A 23598-nucleotide genomic window follows, 5' to 3' on the forward strand; every position below is an offset into this window, starting at 1 on the left:
GAGTTCCTTTATTTGCTTATTTCTTGGTGGTGGCGAGGTAATCGTACGCAACTGTGCCGTAGGGCAGAGTCAGGTCAGAAAGGATATGAACAGCAGATAATACTTCCAGCACTGGCAAGCCAGCGATGGGGGCCAGCGCGTGCGGATGCAAATCAAGCGCACCCGGCCCACCCCATGCACCTTTGATGGTGACATCAGTGAGCTGGTACTGGACCAGTTCGCAGATGCGCGGCGTGCCATCGACATGGGGGATGATTTTCAATAAAAAGGTTGGGAGTTCCATGCCAGCCTTGATGGCGGCATGATCAAGCTTGGTATGCTTGAAACCCATGGTGCCGGTGGCAATGCGAAAGTCGCTGTAATCCAGTGTGCCAACCAGGGTGTCCTTGTGTACCCTGAGTTCGGGGTCACCGAGTTTTTTAGGAAAGCCCCACAACTCACGTCCAGCCGCAATTGGTGGATGATCATTCAGATACATGCTGTGCACATAAGCACCATGCACACCATCAAGTGTCACCGGGATGACCTGGCCGGATTCGCAATAATGCCCAAAGCCAGTTGAGTCTGGCATGTTGATAAACTCAAACTTGACGACAGGTTCTGCCAGCTTCAAAGGGGCGGGGATGATTTTTTCCAGCAGCTCAGGGTCAGTGCGGTAGGTGATGATCAGGTATTCCCTGTCGGTAAAGCGATAAGGCCCGGGTGGAAAGGCTGAGTTGGAATAAGGCATTGCAAAGGCGTTACGGCGGATTTCATCTTCTGTCATTTCTTTTCCTTGGCTAATGCGTGGGTGAGGGGATGCAGACGGTTAATGAAGACTACAAGGATGACTCAGTGTTGCGCTTATGGCCCTGTAATGGTCCGGTAAGTTCGTGCTCCGGGGTAAGTAATCGTCATGCCCATAGATTTATAGATATAGCCATATGCACATAAAAAAAGTGGGCTTATCTGTTTTTTAATGCATATATATTAATTTGCCAGGAAAACTAATGTGTATCAATTTGTAGGCGGTGGGCGCAGCGGCGTCCGATAGCTCCGGCAGCAGACACTTGAATTGACTGGTAAAGTGCATATATAGCTTGGCATATCGGTGCATAAGACCCTGGTTTGACGCACCATCAATTGGATAGCTGTTACAGCCTACTAGCCTGACAGCAGAAAGAAATATCATGAGTAAAGAAATCAGAATCGACTTCGTTTCGGACGTGTCATGCCCCTGGTGCATCATTGGTCTCAAATCACTGGAAAAGGCAATTGATCAAATAGGTGATGATGCCAAAGTGGATTTGCACTTCCAGCCCTTTGAATTAAATCCCACGATGGTGCCGGAAGGGCAGGACATTGCAGAACATCTGGCAGAGAAATACGGCGCGAGTCAGGAGCAGACCATCAAGAACCGCGAAATGATACGGGCCCGTGGTGCAGAGCTGGGTTTTGAGTTCAATATGGCGACGCGCAGCCGTATTTATAATACCTTTGATGCACACCGCCTGCTGCATTGGGCAGAAACACAGGGGCATCAACATGCCTTGAAGGTAGCGCTGTTTGAACTATATTTCAGCAAGGGTGAAAGCCCGGCTTCGCACGAGGCATTACTGCGGGTAGCGGGTGAAGTAGGGCTGGACACGGCAGAGGCTGCGCGCATTTTGGCGTCTGACGCTTATGCTGCAGAGGTACGTGAGACTGAGACTTTCTATCACCAGCAAGGTATCAATTCGGTACCGGCGATTATCATCAACGAGCGCCACCTGATTTCAGGCGGCCAGCCGCCAGAAGTATTTGAACGGGCGCTGCGCCAGATCATGACGCAGGAATAAGCTGTAACAGGAATAAACTGCAGCAGGAGAAAAAAGCATGGGCAATCCCATGCTTTTTTTGAAGGCTATTCAATCACCCTTGAAGTTACGGGGGGATGAATAGCTGAATGCTTGCCTGGGGCTACTCCCAGGCTGCATCGCTCTCCTGCTTAAGGCGTGATCTCCAGCGATTGCAAGAACTTGTCAGCCACTTCTGCGGCCTTTTTGTCTTGCGGCGCATGACCTGCCTGCTGCATGTAGATAGTATGTGGGGCAACGTAGGCGCGCAAAACAAAATCCTGATTCTCAAGCCTGCCTTTTACCTGCTTGCCTTTCAGGTTTGAATTTGGCAGGTCTATATCTTTCCAGCCGCCATCGCTATCCAGCAAAAACTTGTTAACAAAGCTTCTGCGCATATTGTCCAGCATGGTGTTCAGGTAGGCGGTTTCATAACCTGGCGCCGAGCCATCGTCCTGGCGAAACTCCAGCACACCCAGCATGAGCGTACTGCCGCCAGCTTCCATCGTGTAAGTGGTGCGCTTGTAGGGTGCACCCTTGCGCTCGGGCATGGTTTCTTCGGTTTTTTCTGGCGTGCCTGCCGCCCAGAATTTGACGTGCTTGTCATCTGTCGTCACTACCTGCCCCCCAGCATCTGCGGCTTGCGCGTATCCGCAAGACAGCGCACCTAGCAGGAGGATGGCTGACCAGAGCCGTTTGGAGTGTATCTGCATACTGGTTTCCTTTAAAAATTCCTGGAGTATTGTGGCAGTGTAGTATTTGCGTGCTTTCTATCCACACACTGCACATGTAAAAACTGCGGTGCAATGATTATATTGATGTAGTGCACCCAGTTCAAATACCAGGCGATCAGCGGCAATGCTGGGCGATGTATGGTAGCCCGTACGCATTGTTGTATCCCTAAGCTGCGTTTCTTTTACATGTTGCTTCTTGTATTATATGCAAAGACTAAGATTTTCTGTTTTTGTATCAAGGTTCTTTACCAGGCACTGCCAACTTACTCACTTAAATTATGCGACTTCACACAGTTACTACCCCATTCTTGCTATTGGCACTTGCTTCTGTCGCCAGTGCTGAGGAGACAAAATGCGACTCTTATACCTTTACAGAAGATCACAGCAAGTTGGCATTGGTCAGCGTTAAGGCAGATGCAGAGCAAAAACTGTATTTCTACAAGGATGAAAAGTCCTGCCCAGAAAAGGGCGATGCCTGCAAGACCAAGGCTTATGTGCTGACAGGTGATGAGTTGGTCAGCAATCAGCGCAGGGGAGATTGGGTATGCGCCTGGTATCCCGGTGCCAAACGTGAGACCGTGGGCTGGGTCAGGGCGGACAGCTTGCAGAACAAAATAAGCCATGCAGAAGCTGCTGCGGCGAAGCCAGAAGACTGGCTGGGCAAGTGGAATTACTATAAGTACGCCGAACTGAATATCAAGAAAAAAGGAAAATCACTAGGCTATGACGGCAATGCCGTGTGGGACGGCGGCGGTGGCAATGTCCATGTCGGCGACATATCCGGAACGATGACGCCACAGGCCAATAAGGCTGTGTTGAAAGACAGTGCAGAAGACGATGGCTGCAAACTGGAACTGAGTTTGCTTGGCCCTTATCTGGTCGTTAAAGATAATAATGTCTGTGGTGGTATGAACGTCAGTTTCAGGGGCGTTTACCGTAAAACCAGGCAGAAATAATAATCTTTCCTGCGTTTGTAGCGCCAAACAAAGACGGGCATGGTTTTCTTCTCAGGGTAGGGAGTTCTGGTGGAGATGTGCCACATTTTTTAGCAAGCACAGTCTAAGCTAATCTGGCTTTTGTGCTCCTGCGCATAATTCTGTAAAGAGCGGGTACCAGCGATGTACCGGGTACCAGACTTGATGTATTGTAATGATTCACTTCTCTCTGGCCCACAATGATGCATCAGCTGACGCAAATACAAACCCGTTCCTGGATTTTTGTTTTATCTTTTCTCCCGGTTTTATTTTTGCTCACGGGTAGCGTCCAGGCGGCTTCGCTGGATGAGGCCAGTAGCAACGCAATAGCGAAGGAAATTCAGGCCATGGTGAAAACCAGGGAAAGTAAAATTCCTGAATTTGTCGTACGTGAAGCGACCCCTGAGCGTATCGACCTCTTCTATAACTCGCTGCAGTTAAGTCAGCAACCCACGATTATTCGTGAAAATGGTTTGATTTTTGCCGGTCGTGGCAAGCTATTGAATTTCAATAAACCATCCGATGTGCTTGGCAAAATGGAGGCATGGTTTCCAGACGAGTTCGCGGCGGCACGTGCCATGAAAGAACCGCGTTTCTTTGGCAAGATCAGTCTGTTCGGCCCATATCAGGATTGGGATGCAGAGCCTGCCGCTTTCATCGCGCTGTGGAAGTGCACGCCGCAATCCGCCTGGGTCAGGCCTGCTGCCAATCCATTTATGCGCCGCCGTGGTCAGGATTTGTTGTTCATGCCAGGCGCAGCGAATAGTTCTGCGGTTCGAGAATATGACTTTGCTCATTGTATTCAGCAGCGCATTGGTTTTCAGGCTGCTTTTACTGATGCTGAAGTCGCCAGGAAGCAGCAAGATAGAAAGAAAGTTGCGGACAAGGTGGTGCCGGTACTGGTACAAAAATTCACGCAGTTGCTGGCGGCCAGCCGTTGCAACGGTACCGGGCCTGATGATTGCGTGCTGGTGATGCGCCAGTGGGCCAGCCTGGCACCAGCCGATGCGGTGCTGGCGAAGACCATGCAAACACTGGAAGCTGAGCTGGCGCTGGATGCTCCTGCGGTGACATCCCAGGCAAGCTCGCCAACTCAAAAAGCTGGCAAGCGCGGAGAAGATGGGCTGCCGCAATTTGATGACGTGCTGCGACGTGCAGCCTATCTGCGGGCCAAACTCCAGTCTGTCCTGGCTGCGCCATCTGCCTGGCCTGTAAACGCACTGACAACGACCCTGCAGCAAATGACGGCGCTGCGCATCGCCGCTATCCCGGCCATGGCACACAATAGCCAGTTGTATGAGATTGGTTATCGCAATGAAGCTATTAATCCCTGGGCTGTGGTGGCAGAGCGCATTGACCGTTCACCACAACTCTGGGATGCGGTACTGGCAGAGTTGCAGCGTATGGGCAAGCCAGTTGGCGATGATTGCAGTCTCATCAGTCAATGGTTGACTCATGCAGGTGCAGGCATGAGCAGTGAATATGCTTTGCTGCATCTGGCTGATAAGCCAGCTTCATCCTGTGTGGCGCCAAACTGGGAATGGTTGAGGCAGGATAAAGTGCCTGCAGCGCAGTCAGAAAAAGCAGAAAAATCAGAATCTGCGCTTGAACTGCGTGGGCGCTTTATTGATTACCTGAACCATACTGAATCCGCTGCCTTGCGTGAGTTGATATTGGAGAAGCTGACATCAAATGGCACCGTCTGTTTTAGCCAGCCAGCACCCGCAGTATGGTTGCGTGAATTATGCGAGAAATGGATATCCGAGCCGCAAACCGTTACGCTCAAACTTGCGCACAGTAAACTGGTGCTGGACAAGGCTCAGCAGTTCAACAAGAAGAGCAGCGTACCGCCACTTGCAGATACCGGTGGTGCCGTCAAGCAGGCAGCACAAGCGCAATCCGGCTGGCTGGCTAAATTGCTGGATGGTATGAGTGGGGCAGCATTGAGTGACATGCAAATTCTTGCTGCTGACCTTGAAAACCGTCAGGTAAAAGTGCAGGAAGCTGCGGTCTGGCGTCACCCCAGGCATGCCAACAGAATGCTGGAATTAAGCCTGAACGATGAGCAAGCGACACATTTATTCTTTATCGCAGGGCCCGACGGCATGAAAGCTTTTAGCGTGCCTGTGCGCTTTCGTGGTGGACAGGGGCAAAACAATCTCGCGCAGGTGTCCGATCTGGACGGTGATGGTAATCTCGAACAGTGGTGGGCTGAAGCGTTCGATTTTTGTGCTGGTGATGCCAGCGACAGAAAGCGTCGCGCAGATTGCAGTGCGACATCGGCTGACATGGGTGAGGTCAGTGGTGACAGCCTGACTTATTTCGTCCGATCTCCAAAAGCCGCAGCTGTAAAAACAATTGTGCAGCCAGCAGTTAAAAAAGCCGCAGTCGATGATGCTGCACATGTTGCATATATTGCAGAGGCGAGACTTGAGCCTCAGACCTGCAATGTTGCCCTGCTTGCGGATACGCTGGAAGACAAATTGCATATCAATTTTGCCTTCAGTCGAAATGCTGAAAACGGCGATCTCATCGCCCTGGTCTGCAAGTCCCATCCTTTGCATGAAGACCGTACTGTTGTCGCCCTGTTCCACGATTTACGCAACAAGAAAGGGGAGGTGCGTGAAGATGCCAAAGGATTTGTCATGGCCGTGATTAACACCAACAAACAACAGCTGCTGCAAATGTATCGCGAGGAAGTTGAACTGGATGCTATTACCCGCATCTATGATGGCAGCCTGCGTCTGGATACTGCCCGCTATAATCTGGCACCTGGCCTGCGGGCGCTTGGCGTGCGTATGAATATCGGCCATAGCCCCAAATGCGCTGATGGTGGAATTGACGACTTTCTCATGTTGATGATAGAAGAAGGCAAGAAGCTGCGCCCGGTATTAAAAAATATGGCCATGGCTGGCTGGAGACTGATAGATGGGCCACCATGTTCCTATGGCGATAAACTGGTCGTTACCGATAATGTCGAACGCGATATTGTGGTGCTACCTGGCACAACAAATGGCTGGCATGATCTGCAAGTAGTGGCCCGGCATACGATCACGACTGATAACGGACCTGAAGGTGAAAATGCCAAACCTGTATTGAAAACCGAGATTGAGACAATTTTGCGGGCAAAAAACAAACAGTATCTTGACTGATGATGGGCGTATAAGGATAAAGAGGGTAATTATTTGACATCCAATGCTGCGGGCACTATGGGCACTATGGGCACTATGGCCATTTAATCGTAAGAGTATTCTTCATATGCCATGCATTGTTCCAAGTTGATTGTCGAGACAATTTCTTCCAGCCTTTTTAGTGGATCGTCGCCTTCCTGATACCAGTATAAAACTACAAACAGCCTGCGATTTTCTGACCATTCCGGCGACCGGACTAATTTTGCATACCAATATTCCTTGTCGGGCCAGACCTGATAATCGGATGGCATATCCCGCAACTCTTGTGTCAGGTCATCCATGCCCGGGAAGTGATGGCCTGGCTGCTCAGTAGTACGGCGCATTCGCGCCTGACGCAGTTTTCTGAGCAGAAAAGGTGTTGCTTCCAGTAGCCCGGAAAATGAATCTACGCCATGAATGGACTCAAGCGTGGCAGTAAAACCTGCCTTGTCAGTCAATAGTCTCAATGGATTTCCTTACAGTGTTGAGGATGCTCTATCTATAATATCTGCACCCTGATTTACTTCGCTCTCCAGGGCGTAGTGAATGTGAGTGTCATGCCAGCATTAGCGAAAAAGACTGCTTGCCAGCAGTCTTTTTGTTATTGAGCATCAGCGTTGCAGGCTTTTTTAATCGAACCTTGCACGTATCGATTTTTCTATGCCCGCAGCATCCAGCCCGCATTGCGCCAGCAGCAAACCGGGGTCGCCGTGATCGACAAAGCGGTCTGGCAGGCCCAGTATCAGCAGGGGCTTGTTGATACCTGCCTCTGCAAGTGCTTCAGCGACGGCTGAACCTGCGCCACCCATGGTGCAGCCTTCTTCGACGGTCACCAGTTCATCATGGCTGGCCGCCAGGGATTTGAGCAATTCCACGTCCAGCGGTTTGACGAAGCGCATATTCGCCAGTGTCGCATCTAGTTGTTCTGCCGCTTGCAGTGCGGGGTGCACGAGAGAGCCAAATGCCAGTATCGCAATACGCTTGCCCTGGCGTTTGATTTCGCCTTTGCCCAGGGGGATGGTATCGAGGTCTTTGCCTGTTGGCACGCCTATGCCAGCACCGCGCGGGTAACGTACCGCGGCAGGGCCGGGGTATTGATAGGCGGTGCTCAGCATCTGACGGCATTCGTTTTCATCGGATGCGGCCATGACCACCATGTTAGGGATGCAGCGCAGATAGGCCAGATCATAATTACCGGCATGCGTTGCACCATCGGCGCCGACCAGGCCAGCGCGGTCAAGGGCAAAAGTCACGTCCAGGTTTTGCAGGGCGACGTCATGGATCAACTGGTCATACGCACGCTGCAAAAAGGTGGAGTAGATGGCGACGACAGGCTTCAAGCCTTCACAAGCCAGGCCAGCGGCAAAGGTCACGGAATGCTGTTCAGCGATGCCGACATCGAAATAACGCTTGGGGAATTGTTTTTCAAATTCCACCATGCCCGAGCCTTCGCGCATGGCGGGTGTAATGCCGACGAGTTTTTGATCCGCCGTCGCCATATCGCACAACCAGTTGCCAAATACCTGGGTATAGCTTTGTTTGGCCGGTGCTGTTGCAGGCTTGATGCCTTCCGCCGGGTTGAACTTGCCGGGCCCGTGGTACAGAACTGGATCAGCTTCTGCCAGTTTATAACCCTGGCCTTTTTTTGTAACCACGTGCAGGAACTGCGGGCCTTTGAGGTTGCGGATGTTTTGCAGTGTCGGTATCAGCGAATCAAGATCATGGCCATCGATAGGGCCTATGTAATTGAAACCGAATTCTTCAAACATGGTGGCCGGTACTATCATGCCCTTCGCATGTTCTTCAAAACGCCTGGCGAGCTCCAGCACAGGTGATGGCAAGACCGATTTGCCGACATTGCGTGCGGCCGCATAAAACTTGCCTGACATCAGGCGCGCCAGGTAGCGGTTTAGTGCACCCACAGGTGGCGAGATAGACATGTCATTGTCATTCAGCACGACAAGCAGATTGATGTCATCATGTACGCCAGCATTATTCATGGCTTCAAAAGCCATGCCCGCCGTCATCGAGCCATCGCCGATGATGGCAACAGCGTGGCGGTCTTCACCCTTGGTGCGGGCGGCCAGTGCCATGCCCAGCGCGGCAGAAATCGAGGTCGATGAGTGCGCGGTGCCAAAAGTATCGTATTCACTTTCAGTACGACGCGGGAAACCGGAGATGCCATTCAACTGACGCAGGCTATGCATCTGGTCACGACGGCCTGTCAGAATCTTGTGTGGATAGGTCTGATGGCCGACATCCCATACCAGCCTGTCTTCTGGCGTGTTGAAGACGTAATGCAGGGCGATGGTTAATTCCACCGTGCCCAGGTTCGACGACAAATGGCCGCCCGTCTTGGAAACGGAGTCAAGCACATACTGACGCAATTCATCGGCCAGCGGCTTGAGTTGGCTGCGCGTCATGCTGCGCAGGTCAGCGGGGGAATTAATGGTGTTTAATAAAGTCGTCATTGTTCTTTTTCATTACTTGGCTAAACGCCCCTGATGATCGGCTATTACTTACCTGACCGATTGCCAGAGCTGCTATCGCATACCTGCGCTGCATTACTGTTCGTGCTTACTTCTGTCTGACTACTATTCTTTGGCAAAACTCTCTGCCAAATTTATTGTTCGCTTTGCTATTTTTACTGCTGTGGTGCGCACGGCGCACCCTACTTAATCTGCTTTTCACACGGTTCATCTGCGTGAATGGATCTTGCGCAGATGGATTCCAGCTTGCGCCGGGATGAGCTTGAAACTACTGCCGTTTTTCGTAGGGTGCGTCTTGACGCACCGCTCTTCGACCAAAAATCTCAATGCACAGGCAGATAACGGTGCGTCGAGACGCACCTTACTTATCCAGCAATCAGGCCTGGCGTTGTACGATCAAATCCGCCAGGTTGTGCAATAAACTTGCCTTGTCACCAAAATTGCTCAGTGCTGCATGCGCATCATGGCATAGTTGCGTGGCTAATGCGCGTGAAGCTTCCAGGCCCATGAGGCTGACAAAGGTGGGCTTGTTATCTGCCGCGTCCTTGCCTGCCGTCTTGCCCAGAGTGGCAGAATCTGCCGTTGCATCGAGCACATCATCTACCACCTGGAAAGCCAGGCCTATCGCGGCAGCATAGGCATCCAGCGCTGCGGTCTCATTGGCTGTTAGGGTTTTGCCACACATGGCCCCTAATAATACAGAAGCGCGCAGCAGGGCACCGGTTTTCAGCCTGTGCATCTGCTCCAGTTGTTCACGGTTCAGGGCGACACCGACGCTGGCCAGATCAATCGCCTGTCCGCCACACATGCCGACCGAGCCGGCAGCACGTGCCAGCAATTGCAGCATGGCCAGTTTGGCGCTGGCATCACCTTCACCTTCAGACAAGACCAAAAAGGCCTGTGCCTGCAAGGCATCGCCGACCAGCAGTGCGGTTGCCTCATCATATTTGACGTGCACTGTAGGTTTGCCACGGCGCAGGGCATCGTCGTCCATGCAGGGCATGTCGTCGTGTACCAGCGAATACGCATGGATCATTTCTACTGCAGCAGCAGCCCGGCTCAGCAAGGCGGCAGGCGCATCAAACAACTGGCCTGCTGCATATACTAATAGAGGACGTACCCGTTTGCCGCCATCCAGGGTTGCATAACGCATGGCGGCATGCAATTGTTGCGGAACTGTATTTTCGTCCGGCAAAAACTGTTTCAGGCTGGTTTCGCACTCTGCCTGGGTTTGTCGCATCCAGTTACCAAATTGTTCACTCATGCTCATTCCTCATTGCCTTGATTGCCGCCCTGATTGCCAGAGTCGGCAAAAGGTTTGAGCATGCCAGCTTCCAGAACCTTAACTTGTTGCTCTACTTTTTCCAGCTGGGATGCACAATATTTCACCAGTTCAGAACCGCGTTGGTAAGCACTTACAGAGGCTTCAAGCGGCAGCTCGCCTGCTTCCATGCTGTTGACGAGCTTATTGAGTTCAGCCATCGCATCTTCAAAGGACAGACCCTCCAGATGGGCGGGAACAGCTAGATTTGCAGTTGATTGTTTTTTTGTCATAAAGAAATGTTTGTTTCGCGCCGTTAACAAAAAAAAGTGAAACCAAACGTAAAAATCGGCGTGAAAAGCAAGGTAAACAGAGTTCAACCTGCTATTTTAGAACAATCCCGAGAAATTTACTGTTTATTGCAATGATGGCAATCAATTTTAAGGGATGTGCTCGAAGCTGTTGCTGTTTTGAAATTTGTTCTGAAGCTATGCTTAAATTTTGTAGAAATTGCGTTTCAAACATTTCCATGTGGAAATTAACGGTATATAGTTCGTTCATCCAGTTTGATTAATTCTTGTGCAGATTAGCTGTTTTCCAACTATCTTAGAGCAAAGAGCATACACCGCAAAAGAAACTGTAATTGTGTCATGACTTTGTCTTAATTCTTTGCAATTGTAATGTGCGATTTGCACTATAGTATTACTTGGATAAATTTTCTTACTTTTATTGTTCTAATTTCAGTTTGAACAAAATAACCTGATTCTCTTGTCACCATGTCCACGCCAGCCAACCTGCCCAAGCCTACCGGTACTGTTCTACAGTCCCGCGATGCCGTCTTGCGCGGTCTGATTCCGCTGGCGAATCATTTGGTGGCATCCCAGTTAGATGCATTCTCTGCCCGCCTGGCAAATGCCTTCCTCGCCTTGTCTGAGCAAAGCATGGATGCGCGCGAAGCAAACCTGAGCTTTAACGCCGGGCAATTGCTCAAAAAAAATGGCTATGCCTTTTTCTACCTGACATCGGCTGGATTTGAAGCTGCTTTCCGCAAGGAAATCGAGGCTCTCCTGCAAGGTGTCAAAATCGTCGCCAGCAATGCCGACGTCGCCCTGACCCTGGTCACTTACGAAGAGATGGACAAAAAACTGGCCCTGAGCAGGGCTGGCCGCACACTGGAACTCGATAGTGCCGAGCAGTATGCCGCATTGAATATGCGTTTTGCCCACTTGATGGAGCATGATGCACTGAGCATTGCGCAAAATCCTTTCCGCCCAGAGATCTTCCTGCACACGATTTATTCTGCCTGGTGTGAATTTGATCCAGAGGTAAACACCCATGAGCTGGTGTTGCCACTGTTGCGCGCCGACATATTGTTTGACCTTGAACCAATTTTAAATTCGCTTAATGAAGCGCTGATCGCCAAAGGCATTTTGCCTGATTTGCACGAGTCCTTCCGCATACGCCGTAGCCGTAATTCAGAAAAGCGCAAAGAAGCAGTTCCTGGCGATATCTCGCAAAAACTCAGAAACCTCTTGTCTGGCAATGCCCAGGCTGGTGCCGCGAATGAAGCAGGTGGCCATGCTGGCGGCGGACATGGCGGCGCTGGTGGTATGGGTGCAGGCGGTGGATCAGCAGGTGGTTTCGCTGGTGGCGGCTCAGGCAACTCAGGTAATTTCGGCGGTCACCAAGGTGGTGCAGGCCAGATGGGTGGTGCATCAGAAGGCGCTGGCGGCTCTACCCCTTATTCCGGTTTCGCCCAGTCGGGTGAATCACAGACAGTGGCACGTGCCGAGCTGTTCCAGAAACTCGCTGAGCTGCAAAAGAGTGTCAAGCTGCAGCAGATGATGGCCGGCGCGCAAGACGTATTGCGCCTCTCGCAAATGCGCGAGCAAATGCCGGAAATTGCCAACATCGCCAACACCGGCATAGAAAAAAATACCCTGGACTTGCTGTCACAAGTATTTGACAGTGTGTTCCGTAATCAGGCAATTCCTACCCAGATCAAGGAATTGATTTCAGTCCTGCAGATACCTGTCCTCAAGGCCGCCTTGATGGACAAGGAATTCTTCTTCCAGGAAAATCACCCGGCTCGTCGCTTGGTTGATTTGCTATCGCGTTACAGCCTGGCCTGGGATCAGAAAAAAGGTCAGCAAGATCCGCTGTTCCAGACCATGCAGCGCAACGTTCATCGTGTGCAGCAAGAGTTTGACCAGGAAGTCGCTTTGTTTGATGAAGTCGTCAACGATCTCGAATCTTTCATCCAGAAAGAAGAGAAAGAAGCGGCAGAGGCATTGCAACTGCCGATCAAGACAGCGCTCAAAAAAGAAAAAGTCAAACAGGCCAATATCGCCGCCACCCACGAGGTGTCCTTGCGCGTAGGTACTGGTGAAGTCGTCGCCTTTGTTGAAACCTTCCTTGAAGACCGCTGGACCAAGGTGCTTACCCTGGCCTATAGCGTCAAGGAAGAAAAACCTTATGCTGTTGAAGACGCCATCAAGACCATGGATGACCTGATCTGGAGCGTCAAGCCCAAGATCACCCTGCAACAGCGTCAGGAATTACTTAACCGCCTGCCTGCGATTTTGGCCCGCCTGAACAAATGGCTGAGCCTGATCAAATGGGAAGATGCCGATCGTGTGCAATTCTTTGCCGACCTGGCAGAATGCCATGCGTCCATCGTCCGTGCACCACTGGACCTGTCGCCAGAGCGTCAGATAGAAATCGCTGTCGAAGTCGCACAGCAAGCAGCCGAACGCAGGATAGCAAAACGCGCAGAAGCAGAAGGCAAGGCAGAAGCCGAACCTGCACCGCCACCAGATGAACATGTTGATACCGTCACTGAACTCGAGCGTGGCGTCTGGCTGGAATTCACCAAAAAAACCGGTGGCACCACCAAGGTCAAACTCGCCTGGGTCAGCCCCATGCGCAGCTTGTACATCTTCACAACCGGTGACAAGGAAAAAACCTTCCAGGTCACTGCCGAAGAACTCGAACAAACCTTCCGCGAAAAACGCGCGAAGATACTCGAACTCGACCGTGTCGTCGATCGCGCCCTGACCGAAGCTCTGGAAAATACGCCAGATGAGCAAGAGGCTGAAGAAGAGATGAGTCTGGTTTGATTTTCGCTGGAAAATAGTAATAGGTGGTAAATAGTACTAAGCGTCCAGGCGAAAGCATCTGAAATAAAGCCCCTGCAAGTCGTGTCAAAGTTTGATTAAAATGGCACACTCACTGTCCCATCACTATTTCTCTTAAAGAACACTGGCCTGGCATTTTCTTGCCTCTTGCATGTATGGCGATACTTAAATGCCGGCACCTTCTTTATTTTCACGCAATGAGATTATTCTGCTTCTTAATCGCCACAGTTTGGGCGACAAACGCCCACGCGGCAGATCAGCAACTGAGCTGCATGGACGCATTTCTTACCCGTGATGCAGAAAGCAAGCTGATCCAGCAGCATTCAACACATGCACGGAGACCCAGTGAACATTTGCTGGAAGTGAAGTATGCAAATGGCACAAAACGTTTTATCGATAAACCACCGCATGTGGATATTGGCGGTACACACTGGTTTTACTGTGGCTACAATGCAGCGCAAAATCTGCATCTGATAGGTCATAAGGTAGATTCATTGTTTAGTGGCGACATCTTGCGCCATAGTGACGGCAAGACTTTCAAGGCCGGCCATACGATATTGATGTCACCAGCCGGGAAGAAATTTCTCGCTATCGAACAGCAAAATGGCCTAGATGGCGAAGACTGGGCAGTCTACAAACTGTACGGAAAAAAATTGTGGCAAGGATACGCTGGTATCCTGAGCACGCCTAAGAAGAATGAATACGTAACAGTGATTGCTCAATTTGTTAATCCTTCCTGGCGTGATGAGGATGTACTCGAAGCGGATTTGAGTTGTGCAGATACTGTCAAAGGGAAATTGAGCTTGCACGTAGGTAAAGCCTCTCCACGCTGGTTTTTGCCTTCGGCCTGTTAAGACTCTATTCTTGCAAGTTCTGCCATGACAAATGAGCCCATTTATCTGCATCTCAAGCCAGGTGCTGACCCAACCGACATTTCAGCATGTTCCCCTTATGTCGCCATCGTCATGATAGAGGACGATGTTACCCCTGAATGGCGTGCGACGATCAGCCGCTGGCTGGTGGATACGGGATGTCTGTATATGATTGCCTGGGGGCAGGAATGCGCACTGTGGGATGATGTCGTGGATTGGTGTCAACTGGAGAAATATGATTTCGGAGATTATCCCGAGGATAGTTTTTTACCTTCCTGCTGGTTCGAAGATTACACACTGGAAGAAGTCTTTGAGTTTGCTAAAGTCCATGTAGCACATCCTACAGTAGAGCTCAGGCATACAGTACTGCTGCATATTTCTGCGTGCAGAAATGATGATGCAATATTGAGAGCGTATGCCGATGCGTGATAGATTCGGTAGTGCTGATGATGGCGCGTGAAACTGGTTGATACTCAAGAATGGCGAGCATGTCATAGGCTTGTTTCAGGGCGTGTTTGAAAAGAATAAGCTGACCTTTAATCGCGGCCAGGACAGCAATGCGAACAAGCTGGGCGGTTTTACTGATGTGCGTGAATTGCAGCGCAAGTTGAAAAGCAAGGTGTGCAATTGCTGAGAGAAGCCGATGAATCAACGATCGGGCCTGCCTTTTTCATGGTGATAGATTCTGATGGGAATCCTTTGCTGGTTGATCAGCATGTGTAGTTGCTCGAGCTTGCTGTTGGACTGATAGCGTCTGACATGAAAAGATCTTTTGTTTATTTTTTTGAAAGGCTGGTCGGTGAAATCTTTTTTTGTCTGCAATAGTGTTGGTGCAGTTGTTCCATCTGAATGGTGCGACGGCGGCACCGCCTGTCAGTGAGCAGGCTCTGAATAATAGAGTTCCACTTCTGCAAGCGAGTGCAGTCATTGAATCTGCAAAGAGTTTTCTGGCGAAAGAGAGACGGCTGGATATGAAAAAATTTGTACTCACCCATCTTTCATTTATTTATTATTCTGAATGGATGCAGAAAAGAATTTCAATGGCGAATGGAGCGTGTCTTTTGCTCCGGCTGGGAGTCTTAAGGCAGTTGATTCTGACGTCACGGTTTATGTGACCAATGAGAAAAAACCGACATACAAAATTGGAATGGGTCCATAGAGGCTTTGCCGTCATATATTTACCTATCGTCACGTAATGAGCATCTCGCTCAATGCTTGAGGGAGATGCTTGTTTCTCTCTGATTCAGCGTCACTCATACGCAGGCAACCTGCGCTGTTCATCCGCATTGAAATACTGCTTGCGTACCTGGTCTAGTGCCGCCTGTTTTTCGGTTGCGCTGTGGAAGGCCATTTCGGTATTCAGTTTATTCTTTTGCTCCAGGTATTGTTGTATGCGGGCTTTCCATATACTTTCTTCTCTATCGACTTCTGCTAGTCTGCTGGCGGCTTCTGGTGAAGTGGCGGCGGCGCGCATTTTATAGATGTCATCCTCACTGGCACCGGTCGCGCGCAGATTGGCGGCTTGTTCTTCAAGGCGTATGACCTGGTAGGGGGCATTTTTTTCTTCGCGCAAGGCAGCGGGCAGGGCGTCGTCAAGGGCTTTGAGTTGTGCCTGCTTTTGCTCAGTGGTGAGGCTGGCGTTTTCGGCGACATCAAGGCGGTTCAGGGCATCGATGTCGTAGGCATCATCAAAGCCAAACATGGCCTGGTTTTCTTTTTCACTGAAGAAGCGCTGGCGGGTTTGCTGCATGGCAGACCAGCGCTGTCTGGCTGCTGAGGCCATGCTGGTTTTACCCGCGCTGATGTTTTGTGCATTGGCCTCTACGCTGACCAGGGCTTCTTTATACTGGATGTAGCGGGCCAGCAGGTTCTTGGCTTGCAGAGCTGCATTGCCGCTGAGTTTTTGATCCAGTACTTTTTCAATTTCGGTGCGTATCTCGGGCAGTTTTTTCTCACCAGTCGCTGCCAGGTAGTAATCAAACAGCAGGCGCAATTCTGCACTGACCTGTAATTGATTCATGTCGCTCTGGCTGATATTGCCATCGCGGGTAGTGCCTTCAAATGAGCGGACAAAGTCAAAGCTTTGATCGCTCTTGCGCTGCTTGATGGGTTCGCTATTGCTCTCTGATTTGAGGGAAGTAAAAACGAAAAAAACCGCGACGACCAGGGCCGTCGCGCCAGCAAATGCCAGATTGGCTGTTCTCATAGACTACCGCTCCTTGTTCAAATTTGCATCTTGTTGCGGGGACTGCATTCAGAGGCTGTATTGCAAAATTACAGGCCCTGATTTTTCAGGCGATTCGCATGTTGACGATACAGGGTAACCGGATTGGTTTCAAAGATATTGATCAGGCCTATGGTCTGATTCACTTCGTCCAGGTGGTTCATTGCATAGTCATCACGTATTACCTTGCCCAGATGGGTGGAGCAACTGGCGACCAGGCCATCATTTTTTTCACCTGAGAAAGCCAGTGAAGTCAGTGCCAGTGCTGGGTCTATGATGTCGAGCACATTGGTATAGGGCTTGGCACCACTCCAGGAAAAATATGCAACACCTCGTGCCGTGTAGGCACCTTCACCGCAAGCTGTCGTTGGTACGCCTTCAGGGTATTTGGCGTTGAACTTCAGTGAACCAGCCGTGCTCAGCGAATTGGCTGCGGCCAGAGAGTCTTGCGACATGGTGGGTTTGCCTGACAGGAAGCTGATGACTTGTGCCAGGCCATTCGTGATCGAGACCAGTACGGTGTTCGACAAGGAACCTGCCGGTGCTACACCAAGCAAGACGTCTGCCACCTTGGAGCCACGGTTGACACCGCCTACCGAGGTAGCTGACGCCACCAGGTCAGGCCTGACAGAAGCCACATAGCGTATGGTGGGGCCACCGTGGCTATGTCCTATCAGGTTGACTTTGCTTGCGCCTGTGACTGCCAGGATTTGTTTGACCTGGGTCAGCAATTGTTCGCCCCGGACTTCGGTGCTGTTGGCAGCCGCAACCTGGGTGACATAGACCTTGGCACCGTCACTGCGCAAGGCCGAGGGGATTCCGTACCAGTAATCTACCGGGCCGATGTTATCGAAGCCGAACAGGCCGTGCACCAGCACGATGGGATATTTTGTCTCCGTATAACCTGCTGCCCACGACGGTGCTGGTAACACCATCATGGCCATGACGAACATCACTACACTTTTTACCATTTGTTTTTTCATTTTGTCTCTTTCATTGTTATCGTTGAAATGAAACGCAGCGGTGCCTATGTGCCTGCTTCTGTGAGCAGGTCTTGATATGGCAAGCTCAGGCTAGGTTCGTCAGGCTTGATTAGCAAGTTGCTATGCAACATAAAACAGCCTGGAAATTGAAGAGTGTTGGGAATTTGTGACGGCACAAGCGGCCATATAAATAGTTAAATCATTTATATGCACTCTGTAGTTCCCTGAGCAAGGCATGCAGTTGCGGGGTTTTAGATGAAATTCACTAAAATGCAGTCTTGCGTTTTTGGCGGGCAAGTTTGTCGGTTCACCACAACAGGCTCTCTGCTGCCACTTCTCTCTTGCGGTGTCTGCCGCGTCTTCATCTCATGTGTGTATTGCAGAACCAGTCCTCAATTTTGCCTGAGCCATCTGCTTCCGAGTGTAGCCAAATGAGAGTAGTCCTGATCCGGGCGCGCAGCCTGGAGCGCCAGCTGCAACTACCGTGTGTGTTAAACCAGCCTGAACAAAAAATCATACATGAATGCTTTTAATTTTTTAAAACTGGTATACGATGAACATGTGATATATCAGATGAACTTCAAAATAAAATTATCCGGAGATGGCAGCATGGATGAAAAGCAGCGCCTGTTCCGCAGTCAGTATCAGGCTGCGACCAGCCCTTATTACAATGGCGTCTTGCACGGCCTGTTTGTATTTGGCCTGGGTATTGCCCTCATCGTGGCAGCGTTCATTCAGGTGCAGGCCGCCAGTTGGGCCTGGCTGGGTGTGCCAGCGACCTTGCTGTTTGCCAATCTGAACGAGTGGTATGTGCACAAGAACCGCTTGCACAAGCGTGGCAAGAACCGCTTGTCACAATTGATCTGGCATCGCCACACCAAGGAGCATCATCATTACTTCACCCATGAAGAAATGCGGGTAGCCAGCACCCGTGAATACCGCATCGTATTTTTCCCGGCCTATGCTTTTGTGTTGATCGCTATCCAAAGCATTTTGCTGGGTCTGGTCTGCGCGCTGGTGGCGGGACGCAATCTTGGCTACATCGTATTTGCCACTGCCATCGCTTTTTATCTTTTGTATGAAGCCATGCATTTTCTTTGCCATGTCGATGAAAACAGCGTGGTCAGGCATCTGCCACTAGTGAATACCATGCGCAGGAATCACATGGTGCACCATACCCAGGCGTTGATGACCGACTACAATATGAACCTGACTTTTCCTTTTGCTGACTGGCTGCTGGGTACATCAGACTTGCAGCGCAGTTTGCTGGGCACCATCTTCAATGGCTATGCTTCGCAACACCTGAAGCCGGAAGTAGCCAGGCGTTATCAGGAGCTGGGTATGCCTCCCCCGGTGCCGCATGTGCAAGCGCCGCTGCAGCCAGTGAACGTGGCGGTGTTGTCCTCTGATGCCAAATAAAACCCTATGAAACAACGGCCATTACGCTCATCAACAGACCATGGATAAAACAGAATTCAGCAAGCTTTTTCCTGTTATCAAAAACGAGTCGCAAGCCGCGCGCGCTTATCGCCTGCTGGAATTGCGTATCGTCTCGCTGGACCTCAAACCCGGCCAGGCGATTACTGAAAGTGAACTCTGTGAATATCTTGATCTTGGCCGTACTCCCGTGCGTGAAGCCTTGCAAAGACTGGCGCAGGAATGGCTGGTCAAGGTCTTGCCCAGGCGTGGCATGATAGTCAGTGAAGTTGATTTGCAATGCCAGATGCGTTTGATAGAAGCGCGCCGTGCGATGGAGTCCAGCCTGATACGCATCGCCACCCGCAAGGCGAGCAAGGGTGAGCGCGCACAGTTCCGTGGCCTGGCAGAAGGCTTTCGCCAGGCAGCCAGCAAGGCAGATGAACTTATCCTGAGCGAAACGGACGCAGCTTTTAACCAGCTTGTGTTCGCGGTGGCAGGCAATGAATTCCTGGTCTCGGCCTTGCAGCGTATGCATGCCCTGACACGCCGTTTCTGGAAGATACAGGCACAGTTTGAAGACATCCTGCATGTCACCGCCATGACCCATGCTGACCTGGCCGACGCCATCGCCAGTGGCGATGCAGATGGCGCCGTTGCCGCTACAGAAAAGCTGCTCGACCATGTCGAAGCCTATACCCGTGCTGCGCTGGACCGCAGCTGAAAGAGCACCATGACTACACATATTTACTATGCCATAGAAATACAGCGCCCGATCCAGCAGGTATTTGACTACACCTGCACGCCCACGCACTGGCCGGACTGGCATCCCTCATCCCTGAAGCTGTATATGGAGCATGCCGGCATCGCCACCAACGGCACCCGCTTTGAAGAAGATGTACGTGCTGGTGGCCGCACCGGGCATCTGGTCTGGACAGTGACAGAATATCTGGATCAGCGCCGCTGGACCGGGCAGGCAACAGTCGATAATGGTGCCCGCCTGACAGTCAGTTATCAATTATCAGAAACCTCAGCGGGAACCTTGTTTGAAAGATATCTGCATTATGACTTGCCCACTCCCTTGCTGAAAATCCTTAACTTTCTGGTCTTGCGCCGTCGCATTGAAGACGAATCGGCCCTGTCTTTGCGCCAGTTACAGACTGTCTTGCAGGCAAGCTGAGCGTGGTGTGGACAAGCCAGGCTCGCCCTGCTTGCCTGGTTTGCTCCGGAGGGAAAAGCAGTTCGCCAGCCCAGCCTTGAGAGCGCCATACCCTGTAAATCCGGCAAATCCTGAACTTTTTATATCATTTCATTATCCTTTCAGACCATTTTTTTCAGGTTCGGGTATAATCCCCGGTTCTGTCCAAAATTTCCTCTTCAAGTCGTTTGATCGTTTGAATTTTCGTTGGGATTGAAAATCCTTACGGAACAGGTTTTTGTGGATTCTTTCTCTCTTAGGTTGGTGCAAATTAATTTGGGGGGTGGGGATGTCCGATCTGGCTTCTTTGTCTACACTCGCGCGTTCTGACGCGCAACTTCCGGTTTACGTGTATTTTGATGAAACGCTGTTGCAGCGCGAAATCAAAGAGTTATTCCATTCTGGTCCGCGTTATGTCGGCCATGAACTCATGGTGCCCAATGTCGGCGACTTTGCCACGCTTGCTGCCGAAAATGAAGGCCGCATGCTGGTGCGCAGTGCACAAGGCATAGAACTGATGTCGAATGTCTGCCGTCACCGCCAGGCATTGATGTTCAATGGGCGCGGCAATACCAATAATATTGTTTGCCCGCTGCATCGCTGGACGTATGACCTCAAGGGTGAACTCATCGGTGCGCCGCATTTTGCCGACACGCCTTGCCTGAATTTGCAGCGTACACCGCTGCAAAACTGGAATGGCCTGCTGTTCGAGCAAAACGGCTACAACGTCATGGAACGCATGTCCAAACTCAGCGTCACCGAGGATCTGGATTTCACTGACTATATGCTGGACCATGTTGAAGTGCATGAATGTGATTACAACTGGAAGACTTTTATCGAAGTCTATCTGGAAGATTATCACGTCGAGCCTTTCCATCCTGGTCTGGGCAGCTTTGTTTCATGCGATGACCTCAAATGGGAATTCGGTGAAGACTACAGCGTGCAAACTGTGGGCGTACACAAGGGCTTACAAAAGTCCGGTTCGCCCACTTACCAGCGCTGGCAGGAACAGGTGCTGAAGTTCCGCAATGGCGAAGCACCCAAGTACGGCGCGATCTGGCTAACCCTGTACCCGAACATCATGGTTGAATGGTATCCGCATGTGCTGGTGGTCTCTACCCTGTGGCCAACTGCCACAGGCAAGACCCGTAATGTGGTTGAGTTTTATTATCCTGAAGAAATCGTGCTGTTTGAGCGCGAATTCATCGCGGCTGAACGTGCAGCCTATATGGAAACCTGCGTCGAGGATGATGAGATAGGCCAGCGCATGGATGCCGGGCGCAAGATTTTGTTTGACCGTGGCGTCAATGAAGTCGGCCCCTATCAATCGCCGATGGAAGATGGCATGCAGCACTTCCATGAATGGTACCGAAGAAAAATTGCAGTGTAATGTAGAATTTTAAGGGAGGCCCGTGCCTCCCTTATCTTTTGGAGTTGAGTTTTTATGCAGTCTTTATGGATGCTGGTTGCCAGCTTTCTGTTTTCCATCATGGGTGTCTGCGTCAAGCTGGCATCGGTTGATTATTCTACCGCTGAAATCGTCGCCTATCGCGGTGCCATAGGTATGCTGATGATTGCCGTGCTGGTCAGGTTCCAGGGTGGTACTTTAAGAACAGGTATGCCCTACCACCACCTGGTACGTGGCGGTGTGGGCGTCATCTCACTGTGGTTATGGTTTTATGCCCTGGGCAAATTGCCGCTGGCAATGGCCGTCACACTGAATTACATGTCACCCATCTGGATCGCCGCCATCTTGCTCATTGGTGCTTGGTGGGGCAAGCAGCGCAGCATAACCTGGCAGCCGGTTGCCGCGATCCTCATGGGCTTTGCTGGTGTGGTTTTGCTGCTGCGGCCCAGCATACATACTGACCAGGTCATGGGAGGCATGCTGGCCCTGTTGTCCGGCATGCTAGCGGCCTGGGCATATATGCAAGTCAGGCAAATGGGTTTGCTGGGCGAGCCTGAATACCGCGTGGTGTTTTATTTCTCGCTGACCTGTGCTGTGGCTGGATTATTGGGTGCCCTGATAGGCAAATCAGTGTATGCCGCAGCCGGTGACGTCACCTGGCATCATCTGGACAGCAGGGGCATCATGCTCTTGCTGGCGATAGGTGTGACAGCCGCCAGCGCGCAAATGGCCATGACACGTGCTTATCGTCTCGGTAATACCCTGGTCACAGCCAACCTGCAATATGTAGGCATTGTGTTTTCCAGTGTCTGGGATCTGCTGATTTGGAAGGTCAGCCTGGCCTGGTTGAGCTGGGTAGGTATCGCCGTTATTTTATGCAGCGGCCTGATCGCAACATTCTATAATGCCAAAACCAATCGCAAATCCATACCCGGCGATGCCATCAGTTCAGAATAATCATCATCTTTTTTCAGGGGACCAAGATGTACACCACATTGATCAATGCAACAGAGCTGGCATCCCACATCGCCGACACCAACTGGGTCGTGCTGGATTGCCGCCATGATTTGATGGATACCAATGCAGGCCAGGCTGCGTATGATCAGGGACATATCCCCGGTGCGCAATTCGTCCATCTGGACCAGCGCCTGTCGGCTGCCAAGGTCGATGCTGATGGTGTTTTCCGTGGCCGCCATCCCCTGCCTGAGAAAGCGGATTTCATCGCTACTTTGCAGGCGCTGGGCATCAATGATGACAGTCAGGTCATCGTCTATGACGCGCATGGTGGCATGTTCGCCGCACGCCTGTGGTGGATGTTGCGCTGGGTAGGGCACAGGGCGGCTGCCGTGCTGGATGGTGGCTTGCCAGCCTGGACTGCGGCAGGCCAGCCAGTCACGACAGAAGTGCCACCTGCACGCAGCGGTAGTATCACAGACAAGCATGCACTGGCGCTGACCGTTGGTGTCATTGACGTATTGGGCAATATCAGCAGCGCAGCCAAAACCCTGGTCGATGCCCGCGCTGCTGACCGTTTCCGTGGCGAGAATGAAACCATAGACCCGGTAGGTGGCCACATCCCTGGTGCCAAAAACCGCTTCTTTAAAGACAATCTGCAAGCCGATGGCCGCTTCAAACCGGCAGAGCAGTTACAGCAGGAATGGGGCCCTATTGTTGGCGATGCCAGCAGGGCCATCATGCAATGCGGCTCTGGTGTTACCGCCTGCCACAACCTGCTGGCACTGGAAGTCGCTGGCCTGCATGGTGCAGCCCTGTATCCGGGGTCATGGAGTGAATGGTGTGCGGATGTTTCCAGGCCAGTGGAGCGTTGAGTAGATGAATTCGTAGGTTGGGCTGCGCTTCACCAGCCCAACACTCGGCGTTTAAATAACGTATGCGTTCATTGAGGCCCATTGTTGGG

Annotated in this window: 22 protein-coding genes; 14 read left to right on the top strand and 8 right to left on the bottom strand. The window is 51.3% G+C overall.

What is annotated here, in order from left to right:
• Positions 1 to 16: 16 nt before the first annotated feature.
• On the bottom strand, positions 17 to 766 hold the full coding sequence (locus tag ACO0LN_RS06280) for an acetoacetate decarboxylase (RefSeq protein ID WP_422971996.1): 750 nt from the start codon (positions 764 to 766) through the stop codon (positions 17 to 19).
• A 403-nt stretch (positions 767 to 1169) separates the two neighbouring features.
• On the opposite strand from ACO0LN_RS06280, the gene ACO0LN_RS06285 reads away from it, so the two are divergent.
• The gene (locus ACO0LN_RS06285) at positions 1170 to 1817 is read left to right on the top strand and encodes a DsbA family oxidoreductase (RefSeq protein ID WP_422971998.1); all 648 of its coding nucleotides are present in this window, start codon (positions 1170 to 1172) and stop codon (positions 1815 to 1817) included.
• Positions 1818 to 1966: 149 nt separating this feature from the next.
• On the opposite strand, the gene ACO0LN_RS06290 is transcribed toward ACO0LN_RS06285, so the two are convergent.
• Complete coding sequence (locus ACO0LN_RS06290; RefSeq protein WP_422972000.1) at positions 1967 to 2527, bottom strand: hypothetical protein; 561 nt, start codon at positions 2525 to 2527, stop codon at positions 1967 to 1969.
• A gap of 299 nt (positions 2528 to 2826) precedes the next feature.
• On the opposite strand from ACO0LN_RS06290, the gene ACO0LN_RS06295 reads away from it, so the two are divergent.
• Positions 2827 to 3504 carry a hypothetical protein gene (locus tag ACO0LN_RS06295; RefSeq protein ID WP_422972002.1) on the top strand — a complete coding sequence of 226 codons (678 nt, stop codon included), beginning with the start codon at positions 2827 to 2829 and terminating at the stop codon, positions 3502 to 3504.
• A 218-nt stretch (positions 3505 to 3722) separates the two neighbouring features.
• A complete protein-coding gene (locus ACO0LN_RS06300) occupies positions 3723 to 6674 on the top strand; it encodes a hypothetical protein (protein ID WP_422972004.1) in 2952 nt (983 codons plus the stop codon).
• A gap of 83 nt (positions 6675 to 6757) precedes the next feature.
• Here the strand turns inward: ACO0LN_RS06300 and ACO0LN_RS06305 are convergent, their stop codons facing one another.
• The 4 genes from ACO0LN_RS06305 to ACO0LN_RS06320 all read right to left on the bottom strand — a co-directional run bounded on the left by ACO0LN_RS06305 (position 6758) and on the right by ACO0LN_RS06320 (position 10735).
• Positions 6758 to 7159 (bottom strand): hypothetical protein, encoded by a 402-nt coding sequence (locus tag ACO0LN_RS06305; RefSeq protein ID WP_422972006.1) that lies wholly within the window; start codon positions 7157 to 7159, stop codon positions 6758 to 6760.
• 162 nt (positions 7160 to 7321) lie between these two features.
• Positions 7322 to 9163, bottom strand: coding sequence for a 1-deoxy-D-xylulose-5-phosphate synthase (gene dxs, locus ACO0LN_RS06310; RefSeq protein ID WP_422972008.1), 1842 nt, complete (start codon positions 9161 to 9163; stop codon positions 7322 to 7324).
• A 394-nt stretch (positions 9164 to 9557) separates the two neighbouring features.
• Positions 9558 to 10451: a polyprenyl synthetase family protein gene (locus ACO0LN_RS06315; protein ID WP_422972010.1), complete on the bottom strand. Its 894-nt coding sequence runs from the start codon at positions 10449 to 10451 to the stop codon at positions 9558 to 9560.
• Positions 10448 to 10735, bottom strand: a complete 288-nt coding sequence (locus tag ACO0LN_RS06320; RefSeq protein WP_162060761.1) for an exodeoxyribonuclease VII small subunit — start codon at positions 10733 to 10735, stop codon at positions 10448 to 10450. Before ACO0LN_RS06320 ends, ACO0LN_RS06315 begins: the two co-directional genes overlap by 4 nt.
• 483 nt (positions 10736 to 11218) lie before the next feature.
• On the opposite strand from ACO0LN_RS06320, the gene ACO0LN_RS06325 reads away from it, so the two are divergent.
• The 5 genes from ACO0LN_RS06325 to ACO0LN_RS06345 all read left to right on the top strand — a co-directional run bounded on the left by ACO0LN_RS06325 (position 11219) and on the right by ACO0LN_RS06345 (position 15566).
• Positions 11219 to 13561: a DUF1631 family protein gene (locus tag ACO0LN_RS06325; RefSeq protein ID WP_422972012.1), complete on the top strand. Its 2343-nt coding sequence runs from the start codon at positions 11219 to 11221 to the stop codon at positions 13559 to 13561.
• 290 nt (positions 13562 to 13851) lie between these two features.
• Positions 13852 to 14433 (top strand): hypothetical protein, encoded by a 582-nt coding sequence (locus ACO0LN_RS06330; RefSeq protein WP_422972014.1) that lies wholly within the window; start codon positions 13852 to 13854, stop codon positions 14431 to 14433.
• Between the two features lie 24 nt (positions 14434 to 14457).
• Positions 14458 to 14880, top strand: coding sequence for a DUF7684 family protein (locus ACO0LN_RS06335; RefSeq protein WP_422972016.1), 423 nt, complete (start codon positions 14458 to 14460; stop codon positions 14878 to 14880).
• 37 nt (positions 14881 to 14917) lie between these two features.
• Complete coding sequence (locus tag ACO0LN_RS06340) at positions 14918 to 15085, top strand: hypothetical protein (RefSeq protein WP_422972018.1); 168 nt, start codon at positions 14918 to 14920, stop codon at positions 15083 to 15085.
• A gap of 178 nt (positions 15086 to 15263) precedes the next feature.
• A complete protein-coding gene (locus tag ACO0LN_RS06345; RefSeq protein WP_422972020.1) occupies positions 15264 to 15566 on the top strand; it encodes a hypothetical protein in 303 nt (100 codons plus the stop codon).
• A 134-nt stretch (positions 15567 to 15700) separates the two neighbouring features.
• Here ACO0LN_RS06345 and ACO0LN_RS06350 read toward each other — a convergent pair whose 3' ends face one another.
• Together ACO0LN_RS06350 and ACO0LN_RS06355 are read right to left on the bottom strand one after the other, a co-directional pair.
• Entirely contained in the window at positions 15701 to 16657 is a 957-nt protein-coding gene (locus ACO0LN_RS06350; protein WP_422972022.1) for a lipase secretion chaperone, read from the bottom strand.
• Between the two features lie 68 nt (positions 16658 to 16725).
• On the bottom strand, positions 16726 to 17658 hold the full coding sequence (locus ACO0LN_RS06355; RefSeq protein WP_422972024.1) for a lipase family alpha/beta hydrolase: 933 nt from the start codon (positions 17656 to 17658) through the stop codon (positions 16726 to 16728).
• 573 nt (positions 17659 to 18231) lie between these two features.
• Here ACO0LN_RS06355 and ACO0LN_RS06360 point away from each other — a divergent pair.
• The 6 genes from ACO0LN_RS06360 (at position 18232) to ACO0LN_RS06385 (ending at position 23509) form a co-directional block, all read left to right on the top strand.
• The gene (locus ACO0LN_RS06360) at positions 18232 to 19077 is read left to right on the top strand and encodes a fatty acid hydroxylase family protein (protein WP_422972026.1); all 846 of its coding nucleotides are present in this window, start codon (positions 18232 to 18234) and stop codon (positions 19075 to 19077) included.
• A 40-nt stretch (positions 19078 to 19117) separates the two neighbouring features.
• Positions 19118 to 19798, top strand: a complete 681-nt coding sequence (locus ACO0LN_RS06365) for a GntR family transcriptional regulator (protein WP_422972028.1) — start codon at positions 19118 to 19120, stop codon at positions 19796 to 19798.
• A gap of 9 nt (positions 19799 to 19807) precedes the next feature.
• Positions 19808 to 20254, top strand: coding sequence for an SRPBCC family protein (locus ACO0LN_RS06370; RefSeq protein WP_422972030.1), 447 nt, complete (start codon positions 19808 to 19810; stop codon positions 20252 to 20254).
• Between the two features lie 307 nt (positions 20255 to 20561).
• Entirely contained in the window at positions 20562 to 21662 is a 1101-nt protein-coding gene (locus tag ACO0LN_RS06375) for an aromatic ring-hydroxylating oxygenase subunit alpha (protein ID WP_422972032.1), read from the top strand.
• 54 nt (positions 21663 to 21716) lie between these two features.
• Positions 21717 to 22637 carry a DMT family transporter gene (locus tag ACO0LN_RS06380; protein ID WP_422972034.1) on the top strand — a complete coding sequence of 307 codons (921 nt, stop codon included), beginning with the start codon at positions 21717 to 21719 and terminating at the stop codon, positions 22635 to 22637.
• A 26-nt stretch (positions 22638 to 22663) separates the two neighbouring features.
• Complete coding sequence (locus tag ACO0LN_RS06385) at positions 22664 to 23509, top strand: sulfurtransferase (RefSeq protein ID WP_422972036.1); 846 nt, start codon at positions 22664 to 22666, stop codon at positions 23507 to 23509.
• Positions 23510 to 23598: the final 89 nt, after the last annotated feature.

The sequence above is a fragment of the Undibacterium sp. TC9W genome (assembly GCF_049339865.1).
Taxonomy (GTDB): domain Bacteria; phylum Pseudomonadota; class Gammaproteobacteria; order Burkholderiales; family Burkholderiaceae_D; genus Undibacterium.

Excerpts from the sequence above, each read along its gene's own strand:
- ACO0LN_RS06280 (WP_422971996.1), bottom strand. The coding sequence starts at position 766 with ATGACAGAAGATGAAATCCGCCGTAACGCCTTTGCAATGCCTTATTCC.
- ACO0LN_RS06285 (WP_422971998.1), top strand. The coding sequence starts at position 1,170 with ATGAGTAAAGAAATCAGAATCGACTTCGTTTCGGACGTGTCATGCCCC.
- ACO0LN_RS06290 (WP_422972000.1), bottom strand. The coding sequence starts at position 2,527 with ATGCAGATACACTCCAAACGGCTCTGGTCAGCCATCCTCCTGCTAGGT.
- ACO0LN_RS06295 (WP_422972002.1), top strand. The coding sequence starts at position 2,827 with ATGCGACTTCACACAGTTACTACCCCATTCTTGCTATTGGCACTTGCT.
- ACO0LN_RS06300 (WP_422972004.1), top strand. The coding sequence starts at position 3,723 with ATGATGCATCAGCTGACGCAAATACAAACCCGTTCCTGGATTTTTGTT.
- dxs (WP_422972008.1), bottom strand. The coding sequence starts at position 9,163 with ATGACGACTTTATTAAACACCATTAATTCCCCCGCTGACCTGCGCAGC.
- ACO0LN_RS06315 (WP_422972010.1), bottom strand. The coding sequence starts at position 10,451 with ATGAGCATGAGTGAACAATTTGGTAACTGGATGCGACAAACCCAGGCA.
- ACO0LN_RS06320 (WP_162060761.1), bottom strand. The coding sequence starts at position 10,735 with ATGACAAAAAAACAATCAACTGCAAATCTAGCTGTTCCCGCCCATCTG.
- ACO0LN_RS06325 (WP_422972012.1), top strand. The coding sequence starts at position 11,219 with ATGTCCACGCCAGCCAACCTGCCCAAGCCTACCGGTACTGTTCTACAG.
- ACO0LN_RS06330 (WP_422972014.1), top strand. The coding sequence starts at position 13,852 with ATGGACGCATTTCTTACCCGTGATGCAGAAAGCAAGCTGATCCAGCAG.
- ACO0LN_RS06335 (WP_422972016.1), top strand. The coding sequence starts at position 14,458 with ATGACAAATGAGCCCATTTATCTGCATCTCAAGCCAGGTGCTGACCCA.
- ACO0LN_RS06350 (WP_422972022.1), bottom strand. The coding sequence starts at position 16,657 with ATGAGAACAGCCAATCTGGCATTTGCTGGCGCGACGGCCCTGGTCGTC.
- ACO0LN_RS06355 (WP_422972024.1), bottom strand. The coding sequence starts at position 17,658 with ATGAAAAAACAAATGGTAAAAAGTGTAGTGATGTTCGTCATGGCCATG.
- ACO0LN_RS06360 (WP_422972026.1), top strand. The coding sequence starts at position 18,232 with ATGAACTTCAAAATAAAATTATCCGGAGATGGCAGCATGGATGAAAAG.
- ACO0LN_RS06365 (WP_422972028.1), top strand. The coding sequence starts at position 19,118 with ATGGATAAAACAGAATTCAGCAAGCTTTTTCCTGTTATCAAAAACGAG.
- ACO0LN_RS06370 (WP_422972030.1), top strand. The coding sequence starts at position 19,808 with ATGACTACACATATTTACTATGCCATAGAAATACAGCGCCCGATCCAG.
- ACO0LN_RS06375 (WP_422972032.1), top strand. The coding sequence starts at position 20,562 with ATGTCCGATCTGGCTTCTTTGTCTACACTCGCGCGTTCTGACGCGCAA.
- ACO0LN_RS06380 (WP_422972034.1), top strand. The coding sequence starts at position 21,717 with ATGCAGTCTTTATGGATGCTGGTTGCCAGCTTTCTGTTTTCCATCATG.
- ACO0LN_RS06385 (WP_422972036.1), top strand. The coding sequence starts at position 22,664 with ATGTACACCACATTGATCAATGCAACAGAGCTGGCATCCCACATCGCC.